Origin of the sequence: Marinomonas rhodophyticola (assembly GCF_026113935.1) — a bacterium.
Lineage (GTDB): Bacteria > Pseudomonadota > Gammaproteobacteria > Pseudomonadales > Marinomonadaceae > Marinomonas > Marinomonas rhodophyticola.
In genome coordinates this window covers 82,501-103,860 of sequence record NZ_JAPEUL010000009.1, presented here as the reverse complement: position 1 = coordinate 103,860, position 21,360 = coordinate 82,501, and the positions used below count along the sequence as shown (strand labels likewise).

Sequence of the window (21,360 nt, the reverse complement as noted above, 5' to 3'; positions counted from 1 at the left end):
TCTGTCCTTTATTGAGTCATACTAAAATGGTAAAGCCATTTACGCTCTGAATATGTAGTGATTCTGTTAGTGCTTGCTTGATATGAGAATAGATTAAATATCGCCCCATAAAACATTAATGACACTAAGCGCGACCACCGGAGCGGTTTCAGTACGCAGTACTCTTGGCCCAAGTGTAATGGCGTTAAACCCTGCTTTTTCAGACAGTTGAACCTCTTTTTCTGTGAATTCCACCTTCTGGCCCGATTAACAACGCAATGCGATTATTTGTTGGTTTTTCATATTGGCGAATCGGTTTGGCACTATGATGATGTAAGGTGAGTTTTAACATTGCGTTACATTTCTCTACCCATTCGGTCAATTCTATCGGAGGGTAAACGATGGGAACTACACCTCGGCCACATTGTTCCGCAGCGCTGATAGCAACGTGCTGCCAATGATGTTGGCGCTTTTCAGCTCGACTTTCTTGAAGCTTGACTTCACAGCGTTCACTAAACAGTGGCTGAATAGCAAATACCCCAGCTTCGACGGACTTTTGAATGGCGTAATCCATGCGCTCGCCACGAGATAATGTCTGTCCTATGGTAACTTGAATCGGGGATTCATTATCTAACGCTTCAAAGTCGGTAATTTGGATATTAGCAGAGCGTTTTTCGACATCGCACAGGGTAGCGTTAAATTGACCGACTTGACCGTTAAACGCTCGGCCATTGAACACAATAATAGGATGGTCTGTTTTCAAACGCAGGACTTTGCATAAATGCTGAAATGCCGCATCAGGTAAGGTAAGAGAGGTATTCTCGTTGAGTTCTGTGTCGATAAAAATTCGTGGAATACGCATACCTTATCCTATGTTTTCGAATGTTTAATAATATAGAAATGAAAAAGCCTTCTTCTGCCATTTAATCATAATGCAGAAGAAGGCTTTATAGCGGAAAATCAGGGAATTATAAACCAGCGGCTTTGCGTAATGCGTCGGCTTTATCGGTTTTTTCCCAAGTGAAGTTTTCGCCTTCACGGCCGAAGTGACCGTACGCCGCTGTTGGAAGATAAATTGGGCGTTTCAAATCGAGCATTTTAATTAAGCCGGCTGGGCGTAATTCAAAGTGTTCACGAACCAACTGTGTAATCACCGCATCGCTGACTTTGCCCGTGCCAAAAGTATTGATACTGATCGACGTTGGTTCAGCCACACCGATGGCGTAAGAGATTTGAATTTCGCATTTATCTGCAAGACCTGCAGCCACGATGTTTTTCGCTACATAACGACCAGCGTAGGCCGCAGAACGGTCAACTTTGGATGGATCTTTACCAGAAAAAGCGCCACCACCGTGACGCGCCATGCCGCCGTAAGTGTCTACGATGATTTTACGGCCCGTTAGACCGCAATCACCAACTGGGCCACCGATGATGAACTGGCCTGTTGGGTTGATGAAGTATTTAGTATCTTTTGATAACCATTCAGCAGGAAGAACTGGCTTGATGATTTCTTCCATGACCGCTTCGCGTAGGTCGGCTTGTTTTACTGACGCGCTGTGCTGCGTTGAAAGAACCACCGCATCGATAGCACAGGGTTTGCCGTTTTCGTCGTAACGGAAGGTAACTTGGCTTTTTGCATCAGGACGAAGGAAGTCTAGGGTACCGTTTTTACGCACTTCTGCTTGGCGTTGAACCAAACGATGGGCATAAGTGATCGGGGCAGGCATTAATACGTCAGTTTCGTTTGTGGCAAAACCAAACATCAAGCCTTGGTCGCCGGCACCTTGTTCGTGTTCTTCGGCTTCGTCAACACCGACGGCAATATCAGCAGATTGTTTTCCGATGGCATTCATGACAGCGCAAGATTCCCAGTCGAACCCCATGTCAGAGCTGTTGTAGCCTATTTCGCGAATAACGCCACGGGCGATTTCTTCAATATCAACCCAAGCGTTGGTACGGACTTCCCCTGCAACCAGCACCATGCCTGTTTTGACTAGGGTCTCGCAAGCAACACGTGCTTCTGGGTCTTCAGCCAGAATGGCATCAAGGATGGCATCGGAAACCTGATCGGCGATTTTATCTGGGTGGCCTTCAGAAACGGATTCTGACGTAAATAAAGAATATTCTGACATGTTTAGTGCCTCTATCAAAAATGATGGATAAGCGCTAAATAGGTATAAAAAAACCCGCTTAGCAATGTTTGTATCTCAAAAAAGCTAAACAGGTGATATTGCTTCTGTTTAGCTGAATTTATATAGCGTCCGCAAGCCGAAACAAATCGACGCTTTTAGTAGCGTTAAATGATGAACTAGAGCTGTTTAAATATCAACCCGATCTGTTGATTTTAATGAGGCAAAAGGCAGTTTTTTTGTTACGATGGTGCAGATTTATGTGTATTTTCATTTTCTCTGCCCAATGTTTGGGCGTATCGATGGGGTCAGCATTGCATGGCGGCTCTATCCCGTAGAGAATGTTTCTTCTATATGTTCGTTAAGCTATCAGGAGTAGAATAACCATGCCGTCTCGCAAACAACTTGCTAACGCCATACGCGCTTTAAGTATGGATGCTGTTCAAAAAGCTAACTCAGGTCACCCAGGTGCGCCAATGGGGATGGCGGATATCGCTGAAGTGCTATGGAATGACTTTTTAAAGCATAACCCAAACAATTCAAAATGGGTGGATCGTGACCGTTTTGTGTTATCAAACGGTCATGGCTCTATGTTGATTTATTCTTTACTGCATTTGTCTGGTTACAAGTTACCAATCGAAGAGTTAAAACAATTCCGTCAATTGCATTCTAAGACACCAGGTCACCCTGAATACGGTTACACCGATGGCGTAGAAACCACAACGGGTCCATTGGGTGCTGGTATCAGTAATGCCGTGGGCATGGCGATTGCTGAAAAGACATTGGCAGCGCAATTTAACCGTGAAGGCCATAAAATTGTCGATCACAACACCTATTGCTTTCTTGGCGATGGCTGCTTGATGGAAGGTATTTCTCATGAGGCGGCTTCGTTAGCTGGTACATTGGGCTTAGGTAAACTAGTTGCCTTCTGGGATGACAACGGTATCTCTATTGATGGTCATGTTGAAGGTTGGTTTACAGACAATACACCACAGCGCTTTGAAGCCTATGGCTGGCACGTTATCGCTGACGTAGATGGACATGATCCAGAAGCAATTAAAGCGGCCATTGAAGCGGCAAAGGCGGAAACTACGAAACCTACTTTGATTTGCTGCAAAACCATTATCGGTTTTGGTTCACCGAACAAGTCTGGTAGCCATGACTGCCATGGTGCACCGCTTGGTGATGCCGAGATCGCAGCGGCTCGTGAATTCCTAGGTTGGCCTTATGCGCCTTTTGAGATCCCTGCCGATGTTTACTCTGGCTGGGATGCAAAAGAAGCAGGTGCAGCACGCGAAACTCAGTGGAATGCTCAATTCGAAGCCTATAAAGCCGCTTACCCAGAATTGGCAGCAGAGTTTGAGCGTCGCGTTATTAAAGGCGAATTGCCTGCCGATTTTGAAGCGAAAACTCAGGCGTTCATTCAAGAGTGCCAAGACAAAGGTGAAAGCATTGCCAGCCGTAAAGCATCACAAAATGCGATTGGCTTCTTTGGCGCTATGTTGCCTGAATTGTTAGGCGGTTCTGCGGACCTTGCAGGTTCCAACTTGACGTTATGGTCTGGTTCGAAGGGTATCCAAGACGATCCAGCCGGTAATTACGTTTACTACGGTGTGCGTGAATTTGGTATGAGTGGCATCATGAACGGTGCGTCTTTACATGGTGGTTTTATTAACTACGGTGCGACTTTCATGATGTTCATGGAATACGCTCGTAACGCCGTTCGTATGTCTGCTTTGATGGGGATTCAAAACATCTTTGTTTACACTCATGATTCGATTGGTCAAGGCGAAGACGGCCCGACTCACCAGCCAGTTGAGCAGCTTGCTAACCTGCGCATGACACCAAATATGTCAGTATGGCGTCCGTGTGATGCGGCAGAAACAGCAGTGGCTTGGAAAGCGGCGATTGAGCGACGTGATGGTCCAACGTCTTTGGTTTTCTCTCGTCAAGGACTGCCAGCGCAGGCGCGTAATGCCGAGCAGTTGGCGAATGTAGCCAAAGGTGGTTATGTATTACATGATTGTTCTGGTACGCCAGACCTCATTCTGATAGCAACGGGTTCTGAGGTTGGTCTTGCAATAGATTCTGCCAAGGCTTTGACCGCAAAAGGTAGAAAAGTCCGTGTGGTTTCTATGCCGTCAACGAATGCGTTTGATGCACAAGATGCCGCTTATAAAGAGTCGGTATTGCCAAGCAGTGTGACTAAGCGTGTTGCTATTGAAGCGGCTCACACGGATTACTGGTACAAGTACGTTGGTTTCGAAGGGGCTATGGTGGGTATGACGACTTTTGGAGAGTCTGCTCCTGGCGGCGATCTTCTGAAATACTTTGGTTTTACAGTAGACAATGTAGTTGCGACTGCTGAGAGAATTCTAGCCGCGTAATCTCATTGCTTGATAAGAAAAGAGGTGTACGTTTGTATGCCTCTTTTTCCTTTTATTAAGGCTGAGAGTGATGTTTTTTTAGATCACTTTCTTTTCGATGAAGTAGTAGGAATATGTTGCGAGTCGCTATCAATGGTTATGGTCGTATCGGACGCTCGGTATTGCGAGCGCTTTATGAGAACGGCTACCGCGATCACATCCAGGTGGTTGCTATTAATGAATTGTCTGACATCGAGACAATTAGTTACCTTACACGCTATGACACGACTCATGGTCGTTTTCCTTTACCTGTATCGACGCAAGCTAATCAACTGTCTGTTGGTGATGATGCGATTGCGTGCTTTTCCTGCGCAACCCCAGACGAGCTAGATTGGTCGTCTCTTAAATTGGATATGGTGCTGGAATGTTCAGGCAGTTTTTCTGGTAGAGAAGGCGCTCAAGCTTATCTAAATGCTGGTGTGCCACGACTATTGCTTTCCCAGCCAGCAGCAGCCGACGTTGATGCCACCATTGTGTATGGTTTTAATCACCATGATATTCGGGCGGATCACCGTATTGTTTCGGCCGCATCTTGTACAACCAATTGTTTAATTCCCGTATTGGATATTGTTAAGCAATTTTGTGGTGTTGTGCATGGCATGACTCAGACGATTCACTCGGCGATGAATGATCAACCTGTCATTGATGGCTATCATACGAAAGATCTGCGTCTCACTCGTGCGGCTTTGAGGCTCTATTATTCCTGTTGATACTGGGTTGGCGCGAGGTATTACGCGCATGATGCCAGAGCTGGGAGGCAAGATGGGTTGTAATGCAGTGCGTGTGCCGACTTTAAATGTCTCTGTGATTGATTTCGTTTTGCGCACAGAGCAAGACGTAACGGTTGAGCAGATACATTCTCAGTTGGAGCAGGCCGCCAATTCGAAATATGCCGGACTTATGGGATTCACCACAGAAGCACACGCATCGGTAGATTTTAACCATGATCCACGCTCGGTGATCATAGACAGTACACAGACTCAAGTCATTGATCGGCGTATGGTGAAATTACTGTGTTGGTTTGATAATGAATGGGGCTACGCTAACCGTATGTTGGATGTGGCTAAATATTGGTCTGGTGTGATCAAGCGATAACAGAGCGTTTGATCTGTCAGAATGTTAAATGATGAGGACATCGTACATGACCGTAATAAATATGAAAGATTTGGATTTGACGAATAAACGCGTGCTGATTCGTGAAGACTTAAACGTGCCCGTAAAAGACGGCAAAGTGACCAGTGATGCGCGTATTCGCGCTGCGTTGCCAACGATCAAGCTGGCGTTAGCGGCTGGCGCGAAAGTCATGGTGATGTCGCACCTTGGTCGCCCAACGGAAGGTCAATATGAAGAAGAATTCTCTCTTCAACCTGTTGCAACACATCTTTCTGATTTATTAGGACAAGACGTGCCGCTAGTTAAAGATTGGTTAGATGGCGTGGAAGTTGAGTCGGGTCAACTTGTGTTGGTTGAAAACGTGCGTTTTAACCTTGGCGAGAAAAAAGACGATGAAACGCTTTCTAAAAAAATGGCGGCGTTGTGTGATGTATTTGTGATGGATGCATTTGGCACGGCGCATCGTGCCCATGCCTCAACTCATGGTGTTGCGAAATATGCGCCTGTGGCTTGTGCTGGCCCTCTATTAGCTGCAGAGTTAGAAGCATTGGGCAAAGCGCTTGATAATCCAGCTCGTCCTTTGGTTGCTGTGGTAGGCGGTTCGAAAGTATCGACTAAATTAACCGTATTAGAATCACTGTCTAAAGTATGTGATCAGCTCATCGTGGGCGGCGGTATCTCTAATACGTTTGTTGCCGCTCGTGGCTACAATGTTGGTAAGTCATTGCATGAAAAAGACTTAATCCCTCAAGCTCAAAAACTGATGGCTGATTTGGATATTCCTGAGTTGACGGATGTTCGTGTGGGAACAGAGTTTTCAGAAACGGCGGTTGCAACGATTAAGCCAGTTGATCAAGTGGCTGATAATGAAGAAATTATGGACTTAGGTCCGGATTCTGCCCAAGTGCTCGCTGATATACTAAAAAATGCCAAAACCATTCTTTGGAATGGTCCATGCGGTGTGTTCGAATTTGATAACTTTTCTAAGGGCACAGAAGTTATTGCTCAGGCGATTGCTGACAGTGATGCGTTTTCAGTGGCTGGTGGTGGAGATACATTAGCGGCGATCGATAAATACGGTCTGGCTGACAAAATTTCTTATATTTCAACTGGTGGTGGCGCGTTTTTAGAATTTGTTGAAGGAAAAGTGTTACCAGCGGTTGCGATGTTAGAGTCACGAGCGCAAAATTAGTATTAAAGAACGGCAAAGATCGTTCTAAAGCACTACATAAATGATAAAAGGCGAAAAGCCTACTTTACTAACACTGTTTGAAGTTTGATGTGAGTTGCACTGAAAGCAGTGTTGGTGAAAACAAAACTAGAGAGTGACCTACTCGATGTCAGTCGGGTATGACAATAACGATAAGGCGTAAGCCACATGGTCTGTGTGAACAAGCCATGATTACAAATACAGAGAGTTAACTAACACCGTAACTCCAAACGTTATAAATACAAAACAAGACAAATTGTCAGAGGAAACCTTTTATGCCTTTAATCAGTATGCGCCAATTGCTCGACCATGCAGCAGAACACAGTTATGGTTTGCCTGCTTTCAATGTGAATAACATGGAACAAGTAAAGGCAATCATGGAAGCGGCTCATGAAGTGAACTCACCGGTTATCATGCAGGCATCGGCTGGTGCTCGTAAATATGCAGGATCTCACTTTTTGCGTCACTTAATTGCGGCCGCGATTGAAGATTACCCACATATTCCTGTTGTTATGCATCAGGATCATGGTACGTCTCCAGCTATCTGCCAACGCTCCATTCAGTTGGGCTTTTCGTCTGTTATGATGGACGGCTCTTTGATGGCTGATGGTAAAACACCAGCGACTTATGAGTACAATGTTGATGTTACTCGTCGTACGGTTGAATTCGCACACGCTTGTGGTGTGTCTGTAGAAGGTGAGTTGGGCGTATTGGGTTCTCTAGAAACGGGTCAAGCAGGGGAAGAAGATGGTGTGGGCGCTGAAGGCACACTTTCTCATGACCAAATGCTAACAGACCCTCAAGAAGCGGTAGACTTTGTTAATGCTACTGGTATTGATGCGTTAGCTGTGGCAATTGGTACTAGCCATGGTGCTTATAAGTTTACTCGTCCACCTACCGGTGACATTCTAGATATTGAGCGTATTGCGAAAATCGTTGAGTTACTTCCAAACACTCATATCGTATTGCATGGCTCGTCTTCGGTTCCACAGGATTGGTTATCTATTATCAATGAATTTGGTGGTGACATTCCTGAAACGTATGGTGTGCCGATTGACGAAATCGTTAAAGCGATTCGTTACGGTGTTCGTAAGGTTAACATCGATACTGACTTGCGTCTGGCGGCAACTGGGGCGATTCGTCGTAGTTTGGCTGAGCACAAGGGGAACTTTGACCCACGTAAATATTTAACGGAAAGTATCAAGGCGATGAAAGCGGTGTGTATCGATCGTTACGAAGCGTTTGGTTCAGCGGGCCAAGCTTCTCGTATCCATACCATTAATTTGGAAGAGATGGCGGTTCGTTATGAGCGTGGAGAATACTCCGGCGGTCGCGTTTTCTAAGTATTGTTAGTGTTATGTGTGGTGAGCAAAGAAGGTAGGGAAAATATTTTTATCTTTTTTTAATAAAAAACATAAAAAACTATTGACCAGAAAAATCAATTACCTATAATGCTCGCCATTCCTTGCGGGAGTGGTGGAATTGGTAGACACGCTGGATTTAGGTTCCAGTGCTTCACGGCGTGAGAGTTCGAGTCTCTCCTTCCGCACCAAATTTAAAAAAGCTGACTTTATGTCGGCTTTTTTTATGTCTAAAATTTATCAAATCGTCTTCTAATTGGTTATTACTGTCTTTACAGGTACATTTTTTGTTCTTGTTGTCAGTTTATTGTTTCCGTCATCATCAAAGTTCGCTAATTTGGTTAGAATGTTTTTCCATGATGCTTGATCGGATTTAGTAATGCGAAGATTGTGTGCTTTTATTGTTTGGGTGGCTTTTGGCTGTTCGGTGATGCCAACGCAAGCGGCGAGTATGGCGCTTGACTTAATGGATAGCCGTGATTTTTATCAATTGATTCCCAGTGCAGGGTCCCTTAGCTGAGCAATTTTCTACGATTGTCAGTTCTCCTCCTAGTCCTATTCGTGTTTCTCAAAAAAACGCTGTACGTATTGCTTTGTTGTTGTTTGGTGATGTGGATTCAATAGAAAATAGATCATTGTTAGTAGCGTTTAGAAAACGTATGCGCGAGCTAAACATAGACTATCGCTTAGATACGTATACGGACAAATCAGAATGGGACGGTGACTTGACGCCGTATTTTAAAATAGCGGATTCGTTACCGGATTATATTGTTGTGACTAGGTTAGGTCCTGTTCCGAGACGGTTTTTAGAACGATTTTTGCGATCCGGTAAGCCTAAGGTGATTTTATACGATTTTGCATCGCCATTAACTCATTGGATAAATCGTCCGCCACTCATGTACGTAGGGTTCGACCAAAAGAAAGCGACGTCTATGCTCGCGAGCTATCTTGATCGTCAATTGCCAGCAGAGGCAAGGATTTCGGCGTTGGTTTTACCGCCCAGTTACCTTGGTCATATGCGATGTGATTTATTTTTAGATGAAATGATGAAGTATAAACGTCGAGTTGAGCGTATTTTGGTTGTACCCGACGATAAGCAAGAAGCATTTATGGCGGCAAAAACGCTTTTAAAAGACAGCGGTATAGATTTTATTTTTAGTTGTGCTCAAGGTATTTCTGATGGTGTTGTGGCGGCATTGCAGGCACAAGAAGAGCGTTCACAAGTGCAGACAAATACTTGGGGGTGGCTTTGAATGGACTGGCCGATCTAGAAAGTCGTCGTGTGAAAGTGAGTGTCTTGTTTATGAAGGATGATTTATCGATTGCGGTTGCAGAAGCGATTAAATTAGATCTTGAAGGAAGAAATATGCCAAATCTTTATGTGGCTAACGCCATTTTGATGCCTGCCGAATTAGACGCTGAGAGTTTGCGTTTGATGCTGTTGCAGGCTCATCATTATTCGGTGGAATTATGGCAATAGTGACCTTTAGTTTACGTCGTCGTTTTCGGCAAAGAAGTCCCTAATTCTGATCAGTGCGGTTTTTCTGGCCATCACTTTGGCGATTTTGTATTTCATTGATAGTTTGCATCAGTCTGCTTTAGAAACAAACTTAGCGTTAAAGCATCGTATGGTCGAGCAGACATTTAATGGGTATTTGGCGCGAGCTGAAGATGAGATGAAATTCATAGGTCAAGATCTTTCCCTGAGCGATTATGCTTCAGGACGGGAGTTGGATTTATTGTTCAGTCATCATGAAGTGCTGTTTTTTGGAGGCTTGGATTTTTTCTACATTGAGTGGGCAAATGGTAAAGGCTCTATGGATCCTAGGGCACGCTTATTTACAAAGGTGGACTTTCGTTCAGTCTTAGATGCAGGTCTGATGAATAAATGGGCATCTGTTGTCACCAAAGATAACTCAACTCTGCTTTTGTACAAAAAGAGCTTGGTTTCTGCAGAGCAGGAAAGCATTGGTTTTTTATATGGTTTCATTTCTCTAAACGATAACTTAACGTTGGCGAATGAGTTGTTAGAAAGTGCTCAGGTGAGTGCCGTCAGTGTTTATGACAATGAGCGTGACCGTATTTTGCTCGAAGAGCATAAAGTGGGTGTGGATTTGTCTGGCACTGTGTTGCATTCGCGTTTGCCTCTAGTGTCTCCCGTGCAAGCCGATTTGCAACTAGATATTATGCAGAAGTATACGCTTTCTTCTGCGACTCTAAGCAGTGCAATGCCCTTGATTCTCAGTGTTGGCTTGGTGTTGCTCTGCTGTTATTTGTTTCTATTGCGTTTGATTAGGCAGTTAATTTTTTCTCCGTTAGAAAGGATTGTGTATCGTCGTGAGGACAATCTGTTGCCCTATGCTGAGCTGCAGCCTATACAGTTACAAAGTAATGAATATAAAGCCTTTATTAAGGCGAAAGAGCATAAGTTCATGTTACTGGCTGAATCGGTGCACAGTGCTATCATTTTTTGTAATGAGGTAGCCGAGATTGAGCTTATTAATGCAGAAGCCAAGCGTCTTTTTCCCGACACCGAGAAGGCTAGGACATTATTTGATTTTATGCCTATTTCTTGCCACCAACCCATTCAGGAAGCGTTAAAGGGCGGGGTTGGTGTAGTTTTTGATTTAACTATCAATAATTTAAGTCAAATATATCAATGGCGTGCTTATTCCTTTCAGAACGAGAGTGACTATCGTGGTGTGTTGTTGGTGGGTAGAAATATCACCCAAGAGACGAGTCTGACTTGGCAACTGGCTCAGCTGCAACCATTATCCTCTGTCGTCCAAAGAAAAGTGGATACAGATGCGATTTTAAATGAGCTAACGTATTTGTCTGCTTTGCCTGGGCCGTTAGAAGCGAGGCATCTTCAGGGGTGGCTGTCTTTATTGATTTCAGTGTTAGATGACATTGATTGTACGGACAGTGATGTGGCTTATTTGCCACTAGGTGAGGTTTTTAGTCAAGAAAGTGCGCGTGTTATGGCCGCGATGGGAGTCGAAGCAAACAGGGCCTTAGTGGATTGCTCTATTGAATCTGGTGCGAAGGTGGTGGCAGTAGATGCCAGCTTTAGAAGTTTGATTCGTGTACTACTTATGATGGTCATGTCAAATGACATGGCGGAAAGGCGTCTCACTATTCGTTTTTATGATTCTGAACTTGAAATGGTCGCGATGAATGATATGGCGTTTAGACCACTTTTTTATTGGATGATTAAGATGTTGCTAACAACGCTAGGGGGGCAGCAAAAGATTCTACAAAACAATGCCGTACAGTTGAATTTGTTGGTAGGAGAGAATGATAAGAGCATGGAGTGTCATTCTCTGGTGGCCAATAAGATCGTGGCTTGGGTGATGAATGATTATCCGAACACAAAAGCCATTAAGGAAGCATTGATCAGGCTAGGTATGCAGGTTGAAGAGTATGTGTCAACGGACAGCTTTTTCACTCAGTCCAGCACGGTGGGAAAGTTTGATGCAATATTAATTGGTTGTGATAAGGATGTTAATGCACAAGCGGATATGACTCGCGCGTTGCAGCTAAAATACAATCGTGATCATCTTCCCATCGTTTGGCTTAACAGCATTTTACCGGTGGAAGTGAATCCGTATGTTTTTACTTTGCAAGGGTGTTCTTTCGATTATAGTTTGCACCAAGTGTTGGCTAAAGCATGTGCAATAGAAGGCATACTTCCTATTCGTTCAAATGAAAAAGGGCGTTCTTGGGTGATGATTGGTGGTAGTCGAGTAACAAAAGCCATTTGGTATACTGAGTTAGAGAAACACCATGTTACGACACAATGGTTGGCGGATCTTTCTAACTATCATGTTGTGTTGTCTTATCACTCTGAAGCGACAGTCGTGTTATTGGAACCTCAATCTTCAACTCTTTTGCAGTCGATCCAGCTTGCTTTTCCAAAAGTGCGATTTTTTTCTTTACAACAATGGCCCGAAATGCCGGATAATGTGTCATTTTTTGATATGGCATGGCCTTACTCTATTGAGCAGATAAGGCAATTTACTGAGAACGTTATGCAACGAAAGACAAATATTGGGAGTAGTGAATGAGTGTAATTGGATTAATTGGCGCCATGGACGAAGAAGTCGCAGTAATCAAAGCGTGGATGACAGAGGTTCATGAGCAGTCTATCGCTGGCTGTGATTTTTTTGTTGGGCGTTTTGAGGGCAAAGACGTTGTGTTATTGAAATCGGGCATTGGCAAAGTCAACGCTGCCGTTTCTACTACTTTGCTTCTATCTCAGTTTAAGCCAGAGTATGTGATCAATATTGGTTCTGCTGGTGGTTTTGACCCTGAATTGCAGGTCGGTGATGTGGTGATTTCTGATCACGTTGTTCATCACGATGTAGATGTAACGGCTTTTGGTTATGTTATGGGGCAAGTGCCAAATATGCCTGCGACTTACGCTGCCGATATGCAATTGGTTGATCAAGCTAGAAAAGCCTTACAGTCGGTGACGCAAGTGAAAGCGAAAGTGGGCTTGATTGGTACCGGCGATAGTTTTATGAATGACCCTGTGAGAGTAAGCGAAGTGCGTGCTGTTTTTCCGGCGCTGGTGGCTGTGGAAATGGAAGCGGCGGCTGTGGCGCAGGTTTGTTTTAAATTTGCGACGCCGTTTGTGGTTGTGCGCTCTTTATCAGATATTGCAGGTAAGGAATCACCTCAAAGTTTTGAGGAATACCTTCAAGTAGCCGCCGAAAATTCTTCTCTTATGATCCAGAAAATGCTGAAGGACAATTAAGTCTATGTTATTACGTAAAGGCTGTTTGATGGCAATCTGTTTCGCCTTCTGCTGGCCTTTATTGACTGTTTCGGCCGAAGAGGACTCTCTTCAACCACCTGAGTCTAGTGATGAAGGTCAAGTATCATGGTGGCTTGATTCTCATGAATCTTTCTCAAAAACGATTGGTAATTGGTCTACGAATATGGACTCCTTTTTGTCTGGTAGTCAGAGCCTCTCAGCAATCAGATAGTAATGTGCAGATTCGTTTTGGATCCGTTTTTAATGAAGATAAAAGCACGGGTTTTTTTGATTTTCGCACACGATTGAAGTTACCGAATACACAGGATCGTTTACGCTTGATCGTTGAGTCTGAGCCAGATTCTTTGGCACCAGAAAGTTTGCGTGGCGAGTCGTCGCAGCAAAATACTTTGATCGATTCGGCGTTGAAATCAAGTGTATCAGCAGCCGTTCGCTATATAGAAGACGATATAGGTTTGGATGTTGATGCTGGTATTCGTGTTGATTTTCCGCTTGATCCATTTTTACGTTTGCGACTTAAGCAGGGTGAGGTGGTCGATCAGTGGGAATGGTGGCAGAAACAAGAGGCTTTTGCTTATTATTCTAAAGGTATTGGTGCACGTTATGGTATTGGTTTGGGGTATGTTGTTACTCCAACTCTTGATTTAGGTACTGACTTTGGCATCACTTGGCTCGATAAAGAGGGGTTGTTTTACGCCCGTGAAAACTTTTTTGTTCAGCATCAATTAGACGATAGCAATCGCTTAAGATATCAAGTCAGTTTTCTGCAGTCTGGTGAGCATGAGCTTGAGCCGGATAGTGTGTTGTATAACCTACAATATGAGCGTCTTCTCTATAAAGATTGGCTAATAGGGCAAGTGATTCCTCAGATTACGCACGAGGCAGATGAGGATTATGAGGGTAAACTTTCATTGACTTTATCGTTGGCGATTTTGTTAGGGCCTAAATACCTGCATTAATTTGGTCAGCTAATTTCAGTGTATGGTGGTGAGCGATTAGATTTGTATGCAGGGAACTCGTATAATGCCGCGCTTAATCAGTATCGATCGCTTCCAAGAGTATCAGCTATGAGACCGGATCAAATCCAACCAGAAATGTATCAAAAGCAGCTGCAAGAAAAGCAAGCTGAATTAGCCAAACTAATGGCGACTTTGTCATTGCCTGAGATGGAAGTATTTGCGAGTCAGTGTTCTCACTATCGCATGCGAGCGGAGTTTCGTATTTGGCATGAAGGTGATGACCTATATTACGCCATGTTTGATTCTGCTGATCCTAGGACACCGATTCGAACGGATCAGTTTTTAGCGGCATCAAACCTCATTAATGAATTGATGCCCAAACTGCTTAATGCGGTTCGTAATATCCCTGTTTTACGTCATAAGCTTTTTCAAGTGGACTTTTTAACGACCACGACGGGCGAGGCCTTGATTAGTCTGCTTTACCACAAGCCCATCGATGCAGAATGGAATGTGGCGGCGCGTCAGTTAAATGAGGCTTTTCCAGCGTGCCATTTTATTGGCCGCAGTCGTAAGAAAAAGCAAATTTTAACGCGCGATTTTGTGATGGAAACATTGACTGTTAACGGTCAAAAATTCCATTATCAACAAGTTGAGAATAGTTTTACTCAGCCTAATGCTGGTATTAATGAAAAGATGCTCGAATGGGCATTGGACGTTACAAAAGAGGCGTCAGGTGATTTGTTAGAGATGTATTGTGGTAACGGCAATTTTTCTATTCCTCTTGCCCGCCGCTTTGATCGAGTGGTCGCAACCGAAATTTCAAAAGTGTCAGTGAGTTCTGCGCAGTTGAATATTGCTATTAATGGCATGAACAACGTCCAAGTAGTCAAAATGGCCAGTGAAGATGTGTCTGCGGCTTTGAATGGAGACGTCGAATTGCCTAAGAGCTTAGTTCAGGCTGGTATTAGTGAATTAACGCCTTCGGTGGTGTTAGTCGATCCACCGCGAGCTGGTTTGGACGATGCGACGATTGAGTTAATTCGCAAAATAGATGCGATTCTTTATATTTCCTGTAACCCTGAGACACTGAAACGCAATCTAGAAGCGTTATCTAGTACCCACGACGTGGTTCGATACGCCATGTTTGATCAATTTCCTTATACGCATCATGTGGAAACGGGTGTGTATTTACAAAGAAAGTCGTTACTTTAAGAAGATTAAGTAACTTGTAACAACATTAATTAGTCTGATTTCGCTATGAGTTTTGCTCTTCTTAAAATGAAAGACATTCTCATAGTGACATTAGGCTACAGATTATTCTGTGTTAAGATAGGCGAACTTTTTCCCCCACCACCAAAGAGAAGTCGAACGAGCCATGAGTAATAACTCTCTAGACAAAGACAAAATTAAAATCTTGTTATTAGAAGGCGTTCATCAGTCAGCATTGGATGCATTGCATGACGCAGGCTATACCAACATTGAATATCATAAAACAGCGTTAGCTGGAGATGAGTTGATCGAGAAAATCTCGGAAGCGCATTTTATTGGTATTCGATCTCGTACCCAGTTAACGGCAAATGTGTTAGAGCATGCGAATAAGCTGGTTGCCATTGGTTGTTTTTGCATTGGCACGAACCAGGTAGACCTCGATGCCGCTAGTGAGAAGGGTATTGTCGTCTTCAATGCTCCGTACTCTAATACACGTAGCGTGGCTGAGCTGGTTCTTGGACAATTGATTCTATTACTTCGTGGTATTCCTGCGAAAAACGCGGCTTGCCATCGTGGCGGTTGGATCAAATCTGCTGCAGGGTCTTTCGAAACTCGTGGTAAGCGTTTAGGTATTATTGGTTACGGTAGTATCGGAACGCAGTTGAGTGTTCTGGCTGAATCTTTAGGCATGGAAGTATGTTTTTACGATATCGTCACGAAATTACCATTAGGTAATGCACGTCAGATTAAGAGCTTAAAAGAGTTGCTCTCTACCAGCGATATTATTAGCTTGCATGTGCCAGAAACGAGTTCGACTAAGATGATGATTGGCGCAAAAGAAGTGTCTCAAATGAAGAAAGGTTCTATCTTCATTAATGCTTCTCGCGGTACGGTTGCAGATCTAGACGCTGTGGCGGAAGCCATTAAGTCTGGAGATTTAGGCGGCGCCGCTGTCGACGTATTCCCTGTCGAGCCTAAAGGTAATGACGAAGAATTCGTATCACCACTACGTGGTTTAGATAATGTGATTCTAACGCCTCATATTGGCGGTAGCACAATGGAAGCGCAAGAAAACATTGGTATTGAAGTGGCTGAGAAGCTGATTAAATATTCTGATGTGGGTACGACAACTGCAGCGGTTAACTTCCCAGAAGTGGCGTTGCCGTCTCAAGCAGATAATCACCGTATTCTTCACATTCATGAAAACCGTCCTGGTGTGCTTTCTAAGATCAACGCGATTTTCTCTGAAAACAACATCAATATTACGGGTCAGTACCTTCGTACAACGGAAAAGCTTGGCTACATGGTGATGGATGTGGATGCTGCTGCCGGTGAACTTGCGCTTGAGAAAGTAAAAGAAGTTGATGGCACGATAAAAGCGCGAGTCTTGTTTTAAAGAATTATCGTGACTATGTAAGACACAAAAATCCAGCGATTAAGCTGGATTTTTTGTTTCTAGACAGGGAGTGAGCTGTGTCGGGCTATTAATGAATACCGAGTGTGGTTGTAATATCCTGAATCTTTTGTTTAATGCTGTCAGTCACATTTGCCATAAACGCTTCGGATTCATTGGCTTGCTCTCGGACTTTGACTACGGCAGCGTTTAGCTTATTCATTCCAAGTTTTTGTTCTGCGGCATACCCAGTCGCTTTTTTCGCTAAGTGGGTTGATTGTTTTGACTTTTCTAAGATCTCTTGAGCAGATTGGCCAAGAGCTTGCGTCAGACTGACTTGTTCGGTTGACGCACTTTGAATCAGCTCAAGGTTGGTCTTTAGTTGATTCGTGGCGGAGGTGAGCAATGAAAAAATTTCCGTTATTTCTTCCAATGATTGCTGTGTACGACTTGATAATGTGCGCACCTCTGACGCCACAACGGCAAAGCCTCGACCATGCTCTCCTGCGCGAGCTGCTTCGATTGCTGCATTTAACGCCAGCAGGTTGGTTTGCTCTGAAATATCTTTGATTCCACCGACGATAGAAGAAGCGCTTGATACTGAGGTGGCTAAGTTAGTCAAGGCGTTGTTGCTGTTGGCTAATCGTTCTAGCGTTGTCTGATTTGCCATTGCCAATGACGCGGCTTGATTAACGCTGTGCGTCATGGCGGTATTGGTGTCCGCTGCGTAGCTGGCGACTTCCTGAGTTCTCGGACCTCGGCTTTATTGGCAAGTGTTTCGACTTGATTAGACATATTTAGTGTGTCGTCAAGTTCTTGGCGCGAGGCCATGCTGAGTTCATGTACTTGTCCAAAGGCATTTAGCATGTCATTAAGCGACAATGATATATTGCTAAGTTCGGTGTCTTTTTGTTGTCGTTGAACAGCGATTTGTTCCAAATAACGATTTAGATAATGAGCAACGTCTGACAGTTCGTTTTTGTTTTTGCCTACTTTTAGTGTGCTGATGTTTTGGTGTTCCACTAATTCTTTAACGGCGGTGTATAAATCTCTCGCGCTTTTTACAACGACTTTGTTTTGGAAAATATGCACTGAAATAGTGGTGAGTACCATTAAAACAACAAACACAGAGAACGCCAGCAACGTTTGTTGCTGCGTGGCCTGAGCACTTTCTTGAATATTTTGTGTACCTGACTTGAGGGTCGCTTCAAGTTGTTTAATCTGGGTGCGTATTTTACCTTGTGCGGCAACGGCTTGTTTAATCACCTGAAGACTCACGTCTACGTCTTTGAGGTATCTGTCTGACCACGAATGCAGCTCGGCTTTGGCTTCTTCCAACGGGTCAGCTTCTTGTTCTGTCTCTTCTGCGCTCGTTGACCAGCCCATTAGTGCAGAGAGATCATTATTAGCACTACCGCTTTCTTCCCCAGCCAATGTCAGTATGGGCAAATTGCTAAAGTCTTTAATGTGAGATTGAAACAGCTGTACGGCTTGCTTTAAACGTTCATAGTTTTCCGGTGTATTGTTGGCTAAAAATTCGTCCTTCGCACTGCTGACATGAATAAGGTCTGCATATAATGCAGCTTGGCTGGCTAAATAAGGTGCCGCGGTCTGTATGTCAGTTTGAGCTTGGTAAGATTGTATTTTTCCGGCCGCTTCATCTATGGATAAGAGGGTTTGACGCTTATTATTTTCGATAAGAGCAAAAGGATCCCCCGATAATTTCCCCGCCGCTCTAATATCAGACTGAAGGCTTTTTTCTATTTCCGTCAGCTGTTTTTCAATAGGGTTTTTTATGTCATCTGGTAGCGTGCTTAATGCAGGACGAATTTTAGTTTGGATGAATTCCTCGGTGGTTTGCAATGTGGAGGCTTCACCAGAAGATAGATACCCTTCGATTAGTTGTTTTAGATCAATGGATGAATAGGACCAAACTTGGGTATAAGCATCGCTTTGCTCAAACGCATCACGGAATTTCATCAAACTCCAAAGTAGTAGGGCGATGAGCATCCCTGCAATAATCAAATAGCTAATGGTTGTTGTGCGAGTCACATGGGAAATTTTCAATCCAGAACCTACTTTGTTTACATTCTTTTGGAAATGGGACTACCTTAATAGGAGTAGATGACAAAAATGTGACAGCCTAGACGCTGAAAGGGTGAGTGGGGTGATATTGAGTCTTGCTATCTAATTGCCCAAAGACGCTTTATTTTTGACTATTAGCGTCGTGTATAGGATTAAGTACACCTAATAAGCAAAAAAAACTTCCACGGTCACTTTTTCGTCATTATTTTGTATTAAATTAAAAAAGATATTAAACGAGTGTTTAATAAAAGAGTGTTTTAAGCGTCAAAACGTTTTTTCATGAATCACTAAAAATCATAAACTCAAAGGAGTTCAAGAATGACCCTTTCTCGTCGTCAGTTTGTTAAAGGTGCCTCTATTGCAGGTGCCGTTGCCGCCGCCCCGTTTTCTATCAATAGAGCTATTGCTGCGAACAAAGAATTGCGTATTTATGCTTGGGCTGGCTACATCACCGATGAAATGCTAGCGGATTTTAAAGCAAAAACTGGCATTAATGCGACTTTTACACCCTATGGCACAAACGATGAGTTGATGAACTCTTTACGCGCTACGGATGGTACGGGCTTCGATATTATTATGCCAACGGTCGACCGAGTGCCTGGGTATGTGGATTATGATTTGGTTCAGCCACTTGATGTGAAAAGAATCAATTGGGATGGCTGCTTAGAAAGTGCTTTATCTGGATCGGATGTCGGTGGTGTTGTGAAGGGTAAGCGTTATTTTGCGCCGTCTGATTGGGGAACCGAGGCCATTGCTTACAATAAAAACGATGCCAAGCTAAGCAAAGAGCTAAGTTACGGTGATCTTTGGTTGCCTGAGAATGCGGGTGGCGTTACGGTACGTGGCCACTCAGCTTTGGTTGGGATTGGCTTGTGGTTAGAAAAAGCGGGCAAGTTACCTTATCCATTGCTTGAGTCTTATAAAAATGAACAAGCCATGCGTGCTAACTTTGATGTCATTCTTAAAGTAGCGGTTGAGCATAAAGGGGCGATTGCTCAGTTCTGGTCAACCGAAAACGAGGCGCAAGGTGCATTCCGTACTAATGGTGCAATCATTGGTCAAACGTGGGACAGCACCGCATTTAAATTGCAATCCGAAGGTGAGCCAATTGCTTACGGTGCACCAAAAGAAGGGGCATTGGCGTGGATGGAAGGATTTGTTATTCCAAAGAATGCGAATAATGTGGATTCGGTATATGAATTCATTAATTGGTATTACACGCCAGAAGCGGGTGCGATGTTTGTGAAAGCAACGGGCTACAATTCAACAGCCAAAGGCGCGGATGCACTCTTACCTGCCGAAACGAAGCAGTTCTTCCAAGACTCTTATAGCCAGCAGGACCTTGCTAATCTTTGGTGGTGGCCAATTCAAGAACCATGGTACGTAGCGTTGCGTAACGAGTACCAAGACCGTTACTTGTCTGCATAAAACCTCGAAGGCCCCTTGCGACTTTTTTTGCGTAAGGGGCTTTTTTGTATCGAGACGATTGTGTCAAGAAAATCAATCAGCGAGAGAAATATGGATAGCAGTGTTCATCTAGATAATACCGTCATGCAATTTGGCGACTTTACCGCCATACAGAAAACCGATCTCAAAATTGAATCAGGTGAATTTTTCAGTTTTTTAGGGCCGTCAGGCTGTGGCAAAACCACGATTTTAAACATGATTAGTGGCTTTATAGACCCAACACAGGGCGACATTAAAATTGGTGGTAAGAGCATGCATGGTGTGCCGGCGAATAAACGTCCCACTTCGATGATTTTTCAAAACCTCGCGCTTTTCCCTTTGATGACAGTCGCTGAAAATATTGAATTTGGCTTAGAGGTTCGCGGTGTTTCGAAAAGTGAGCGTAAAAAAGCATCAGATCGTTTGCTTGAGTTGGTGGCTTTGGAAGGCAGTGGAACCAAAAAAGTGTCCGAACTATCCGGCGGACAAAAACAGCGCATTGCTATTGCTCGAGCCTTGGCGGTCGAACCGCAAGTATTATTGCTCGATGAGCCTTTGTCTGCGTTAGACTTAAAGCTGCGTCAGCACATGCGCACGGAGTTAAAAGCAATTCAGCGTAAAACGGGCATTACGTTTATTTACATCACGCACGATCAAGGGGAAGCCTTGACCATGTCAGACCGTGTGGCGGTAATGTCTGCAGGTCGTATCCAGCAAGTAGCTGATCCTATCACCTTATATCGTGATCCTCACACCGCTTTTGTGGCGTCATTTGTTGGTGAAAATAACGCTGTTGCTGGTAAGGTGGTTGAGGTGAATTCAGAGTTTGTTGTCTTAGATTGCGGACCACTGGGTAAATTAGCGGGACGCTGCCAAGGAAATGTAGCCGTTGGTTCCGATGCGACCCTTTTTGTTCGCCCCGAGCATTTTAGACTACAAGCAGAAGACGGTATGCATACCTTGCAAGCCACCATTGATGAAGTGAATTTTGAAGGTGCATATCTGACACTCAATGCTAATACGCCAGCTAATCAAGCATTGTCTATACAGCTTGGTACTCATCAGTTTTCTGACGCCTTGCAAAAAAATGCCCCTGTGAGTCTTTCGTATAATGAGAAAGACGCCATTGTAATTGCTGGAGGCGGCCATGTTTAGTCAGCTAAAGTCGCGATTCGGTAGCGGTTTGGCGGTTGGCATCATTGGTATGATTGCTATCTGGCTGATTGGCTTGGTAATTTTGCCACAGCTCCTCATGGTGGATTACTCCCTT

The 21,360-nt window shown here is 44.0% G+C and carries 17 protein-coding genes, 1 tRNA gene and 2 pseudogenes (1 of these 20 only partly in view); 16 read left to right on the top strand and 4 right to left on the bottom strand.

Annotation, left to right across the window (positions count from 1 at the left end):
- Nucleotides 1–93 precede the first annotated feature (93 nt).
- From ONZ52_RS24810 to metK, 3 genes are all read right to left on the bottom strand, one after another.
- On the bottom strand, nt 94–234 hold the full coding sequence (locus ONZ52_RS24810; RefSeq protein WP_321160344.1) for an RsmE family RNA methyltransferase: 141 nt from the start codon (nt 232–234) through the stop codon (nt 94–96).
- The gene (locus ONZ52_RS14860; protein ID WP_321160343.1) at nt 200–841 is read right to left on the bottom strand and encodes a 16S rRNA (uracil(1498)-N(3))-methyltransferase; all 642 of its coding nucleotides are present in this window, start codon (nt 839–841) and stop codon (nt 200–202) included. Before ONZ52_RS14860 ends, ONZ52_RS24810 begins: the two co-directional genes overlap by 35 nt.
- Before the next feature lie 106 nt (nt 842–947).
- Entirely contained in the window at nt 948–2,111 is a 1,164-nt protein-coding gene (metK, locus tag ONZ52_RS14855; protein ID WP_265219511.1) for a methionine adenosyltransferase, read from the bottom strand.
- 383 nt (nt 2,112–2,494) lie between these two features.
- On the opposite strand from metK, the gene tkt reads away from it, so the two are divergent.
- The 13 genes and pseudogenes from tkt to serA all read left to right on the top strand — a co-directional run bounded on the left by tkt (nt 2,495) and on the right by serA (nt 16,562).
- Nucleotides 2,495–4,495 carry a transketolase gene (tkt, locus tag ONZ52_RS14850; protein WP_265219510.1) on the top strand — a complete coding sequence of 667 codons (2,001 nt, stop codon included), beginning with the start codon at nt 2,495–2,497 and terminating at the stop codon, nt 4,493–4,495.
- 113 nt (nt 4,496–4,608) lie between these two features.
- A pseudogene (locus ONZ52_RS14845) lies at nt 4,609–5,629 on the top strand (type I glyceraldehyde-3-phosphate dehydrogenase).
- A gap of 46 nt (nt 5,630–5,675) precedes the next feature.
- Nucleotides 5,676–6,839, top strand: a complete 1,164-nt coding sequence (locus tag ONZ52_RS14840) for a phosphoglycerate kinase (RefSeq protein WP_265219508.1) — start codon at nt 5,676–5,678, stop codon at nt 6,837–6,839.
- 293 nt (nt 6,840–7,132) lie between these two features.
- Complete coding sequence (gene fba, locus ONZ52_RS14835) at nt 7,133–8,200, top strand: class II fructose-bisphosphate aldolase (RefSeq protein WP_265219506.1); 1,068 nt, start codon at nt 7,133–7,135, stop codon at nt 8,198–8,200.
- Between the two features lie 124 nt (nt 8,201–8,324).
- Nucleotides 8,325–8,409: transfer RNA gene (locus tag ONZ52_RS14830), tRNA-Leu, on the top strand.
- Between the two features lie 188 nt (nt 8,410–8,597).
- Nucleotides 8,598–8,738: a hypothetical protein gene (locus ONZ52_RS14825; RefSeq protein WP_265219504.1), complete on the top strand. Its 141-nt coding sequence runs from the start codon at nt 8,598–8,600 to the stop codon at nt 8,736–8,738.
- On the top strand, nt 8,719–9,471 hold the full coding sequence (locus ONZ52_RS14820) for a substrate-binding domain-containing protein (protein WP_265219503.1): 753 nt from the start codon (nt 8,719–8,721) through the stop codon (nt 9,469–9,471). Before ONZ52_RS14825 ends, ONZ52_RS14820 begins: the two co-directional genes overlap by 20 nt.
- The gene (locus ONZ52_RS14815; protein ID WP_265219501.1) at nt 9,468–9,698 is read left to right on the top strand and encodes a hypothetical protein; all 231 of its coding nucleotides are present in this window, start codon (nt 9,468–9,470) and stop codon (nt 9,696–9,698) included. Before ONZ52_RS14820 ends, ONZ52_RS14815 begins: the two co-directional genes overlap by 4 nt.
- 76 nt (nt 9,699–9,774) lie before the next feature.
- Nucleotides 9,775–12,285 (top strand): LuxQ periplasmic sensor domain-containing protein, encoded by a 2,511-nt coding sequence (locus ONZ52_RS14810; RefSeq protein WP_265219499.1) that lies wholly within the window; start codon nt 9,775–9,777, stop codon nt 12,283–12,285.
- The gene (gene mtnN, locus ONZ52_RS14805) at nt 12,282–12,977 is read left to right on the top strand and encodes a 5'-methylthioadenosine/S-adenosylhomocysteine nucleosidase (protein WP_265219498.1); all 696 of its coding nucleotides are present in this window, start codon (nt 12,282–12,284) and stop codon (nt 12,975–12,977) included. The genes ONZ52_RS14810 and mtnN overlap by 4 nt, the downstream gene beginning before the upstream one ends.
- Nucleotides 12,978–13,120: 143 nt before the next feature.
- On the top strand, nt 13,121–13,957 hold the full coding sequence (locus tag ONZ52_RS14800) for a hypothetical protein (protein WP_265219496.1): 837 nt from the start codon (nt 13,121–13,123) through the stop codon (nt 13,955–13,957).
- 108 nt (nt 13,958–14,065) lie between these two features.
- Nucleotides 14,066–15,169, top strand: coding sequence for a tRNA (uridine(54)-C5)-methyltransferase TrmA (trmA, locus tag ONZ52_RS14795; protein WP_265219495.1), 1,104 nt, complete (start codon nt 14,066–14,068; stop codon nt 15,167–15,169).
- Nucleotides 15,170–15,332: 163 nt separating this feature from the next.
- Nucleotides 15,333–16,562, top strand: a complete 1,230-nt coding sequence (gene serA, locus ONZ52_RS14790) for a phosphoglycerate dehydrogenase (RefSeq protein WP_265219494.1) — start codon at nt 15,333–15,335, stop codon at nt 16,560–16,562.
- Nucleotides 16,563–16,650: 88 nt separating this feature from the next.
- Here the strand turns inward: serA and ONZ52_RS25430 are convergent.
- Nucleotides 16,651–18,539 (bottom strand): annotated as a pseudogene (locus ONZ52_RS25430) (methyl-accepting chemotaxis protein).
- 423 nt (nt 18,540–18,962) lie between these two features.
- On the opposite strand from ONZ52_RS25430, the gene ONZ52_RS14775 reads away from it, so the two are divergent.
- From ONZ52_RS14775 to ONZ52_RS14765, 3 genes are all read left to right on the top strand, one after another.
- Nucleotides 18,963–20,072 carry an extracellular solute-binding protein gene (locus tag ONZ52_RS14775; protein WP_265219491.1) on the top strand — a complete coding sequence of 370 codons (1,110 nt, stop codon included), beginning with the start codon at nt 18,963–18,965 and terminating at the stop codon, nt 20,070–20,072.
- A 90-nt stretch (nt 20,073–20,162) separates the two neighbouring features.
- Complete coding sequence (locus ONZ52_RS14770) at nt 20,163–21,245, top strand: ABC transporter ATP-binding protein (RefSeq protein ID WP_265219490.1); 1,083 nt, start codon at nt 20,163–20,165, stop codon at nt 21,243–21,245.
- A protein-coding gene (locus ONZ52_RS14765; protein WP_265219489.1) for an ABC transporter permease crosses the window boundary here: on the top strand, nt 21,238–21,360 show its start. Its footprint extends 765 nt past the window's final position; the window shows 123 of its 888 coding nt (coding positions 1–123); its start codon is at nt 21,238–21,240; the stop codon falls past the right edge of the window. The genes ONZ52_RS14770 and ONZ52_RS14765 overlap by 8 nt, the downstream gene beginning before the upstream one ends.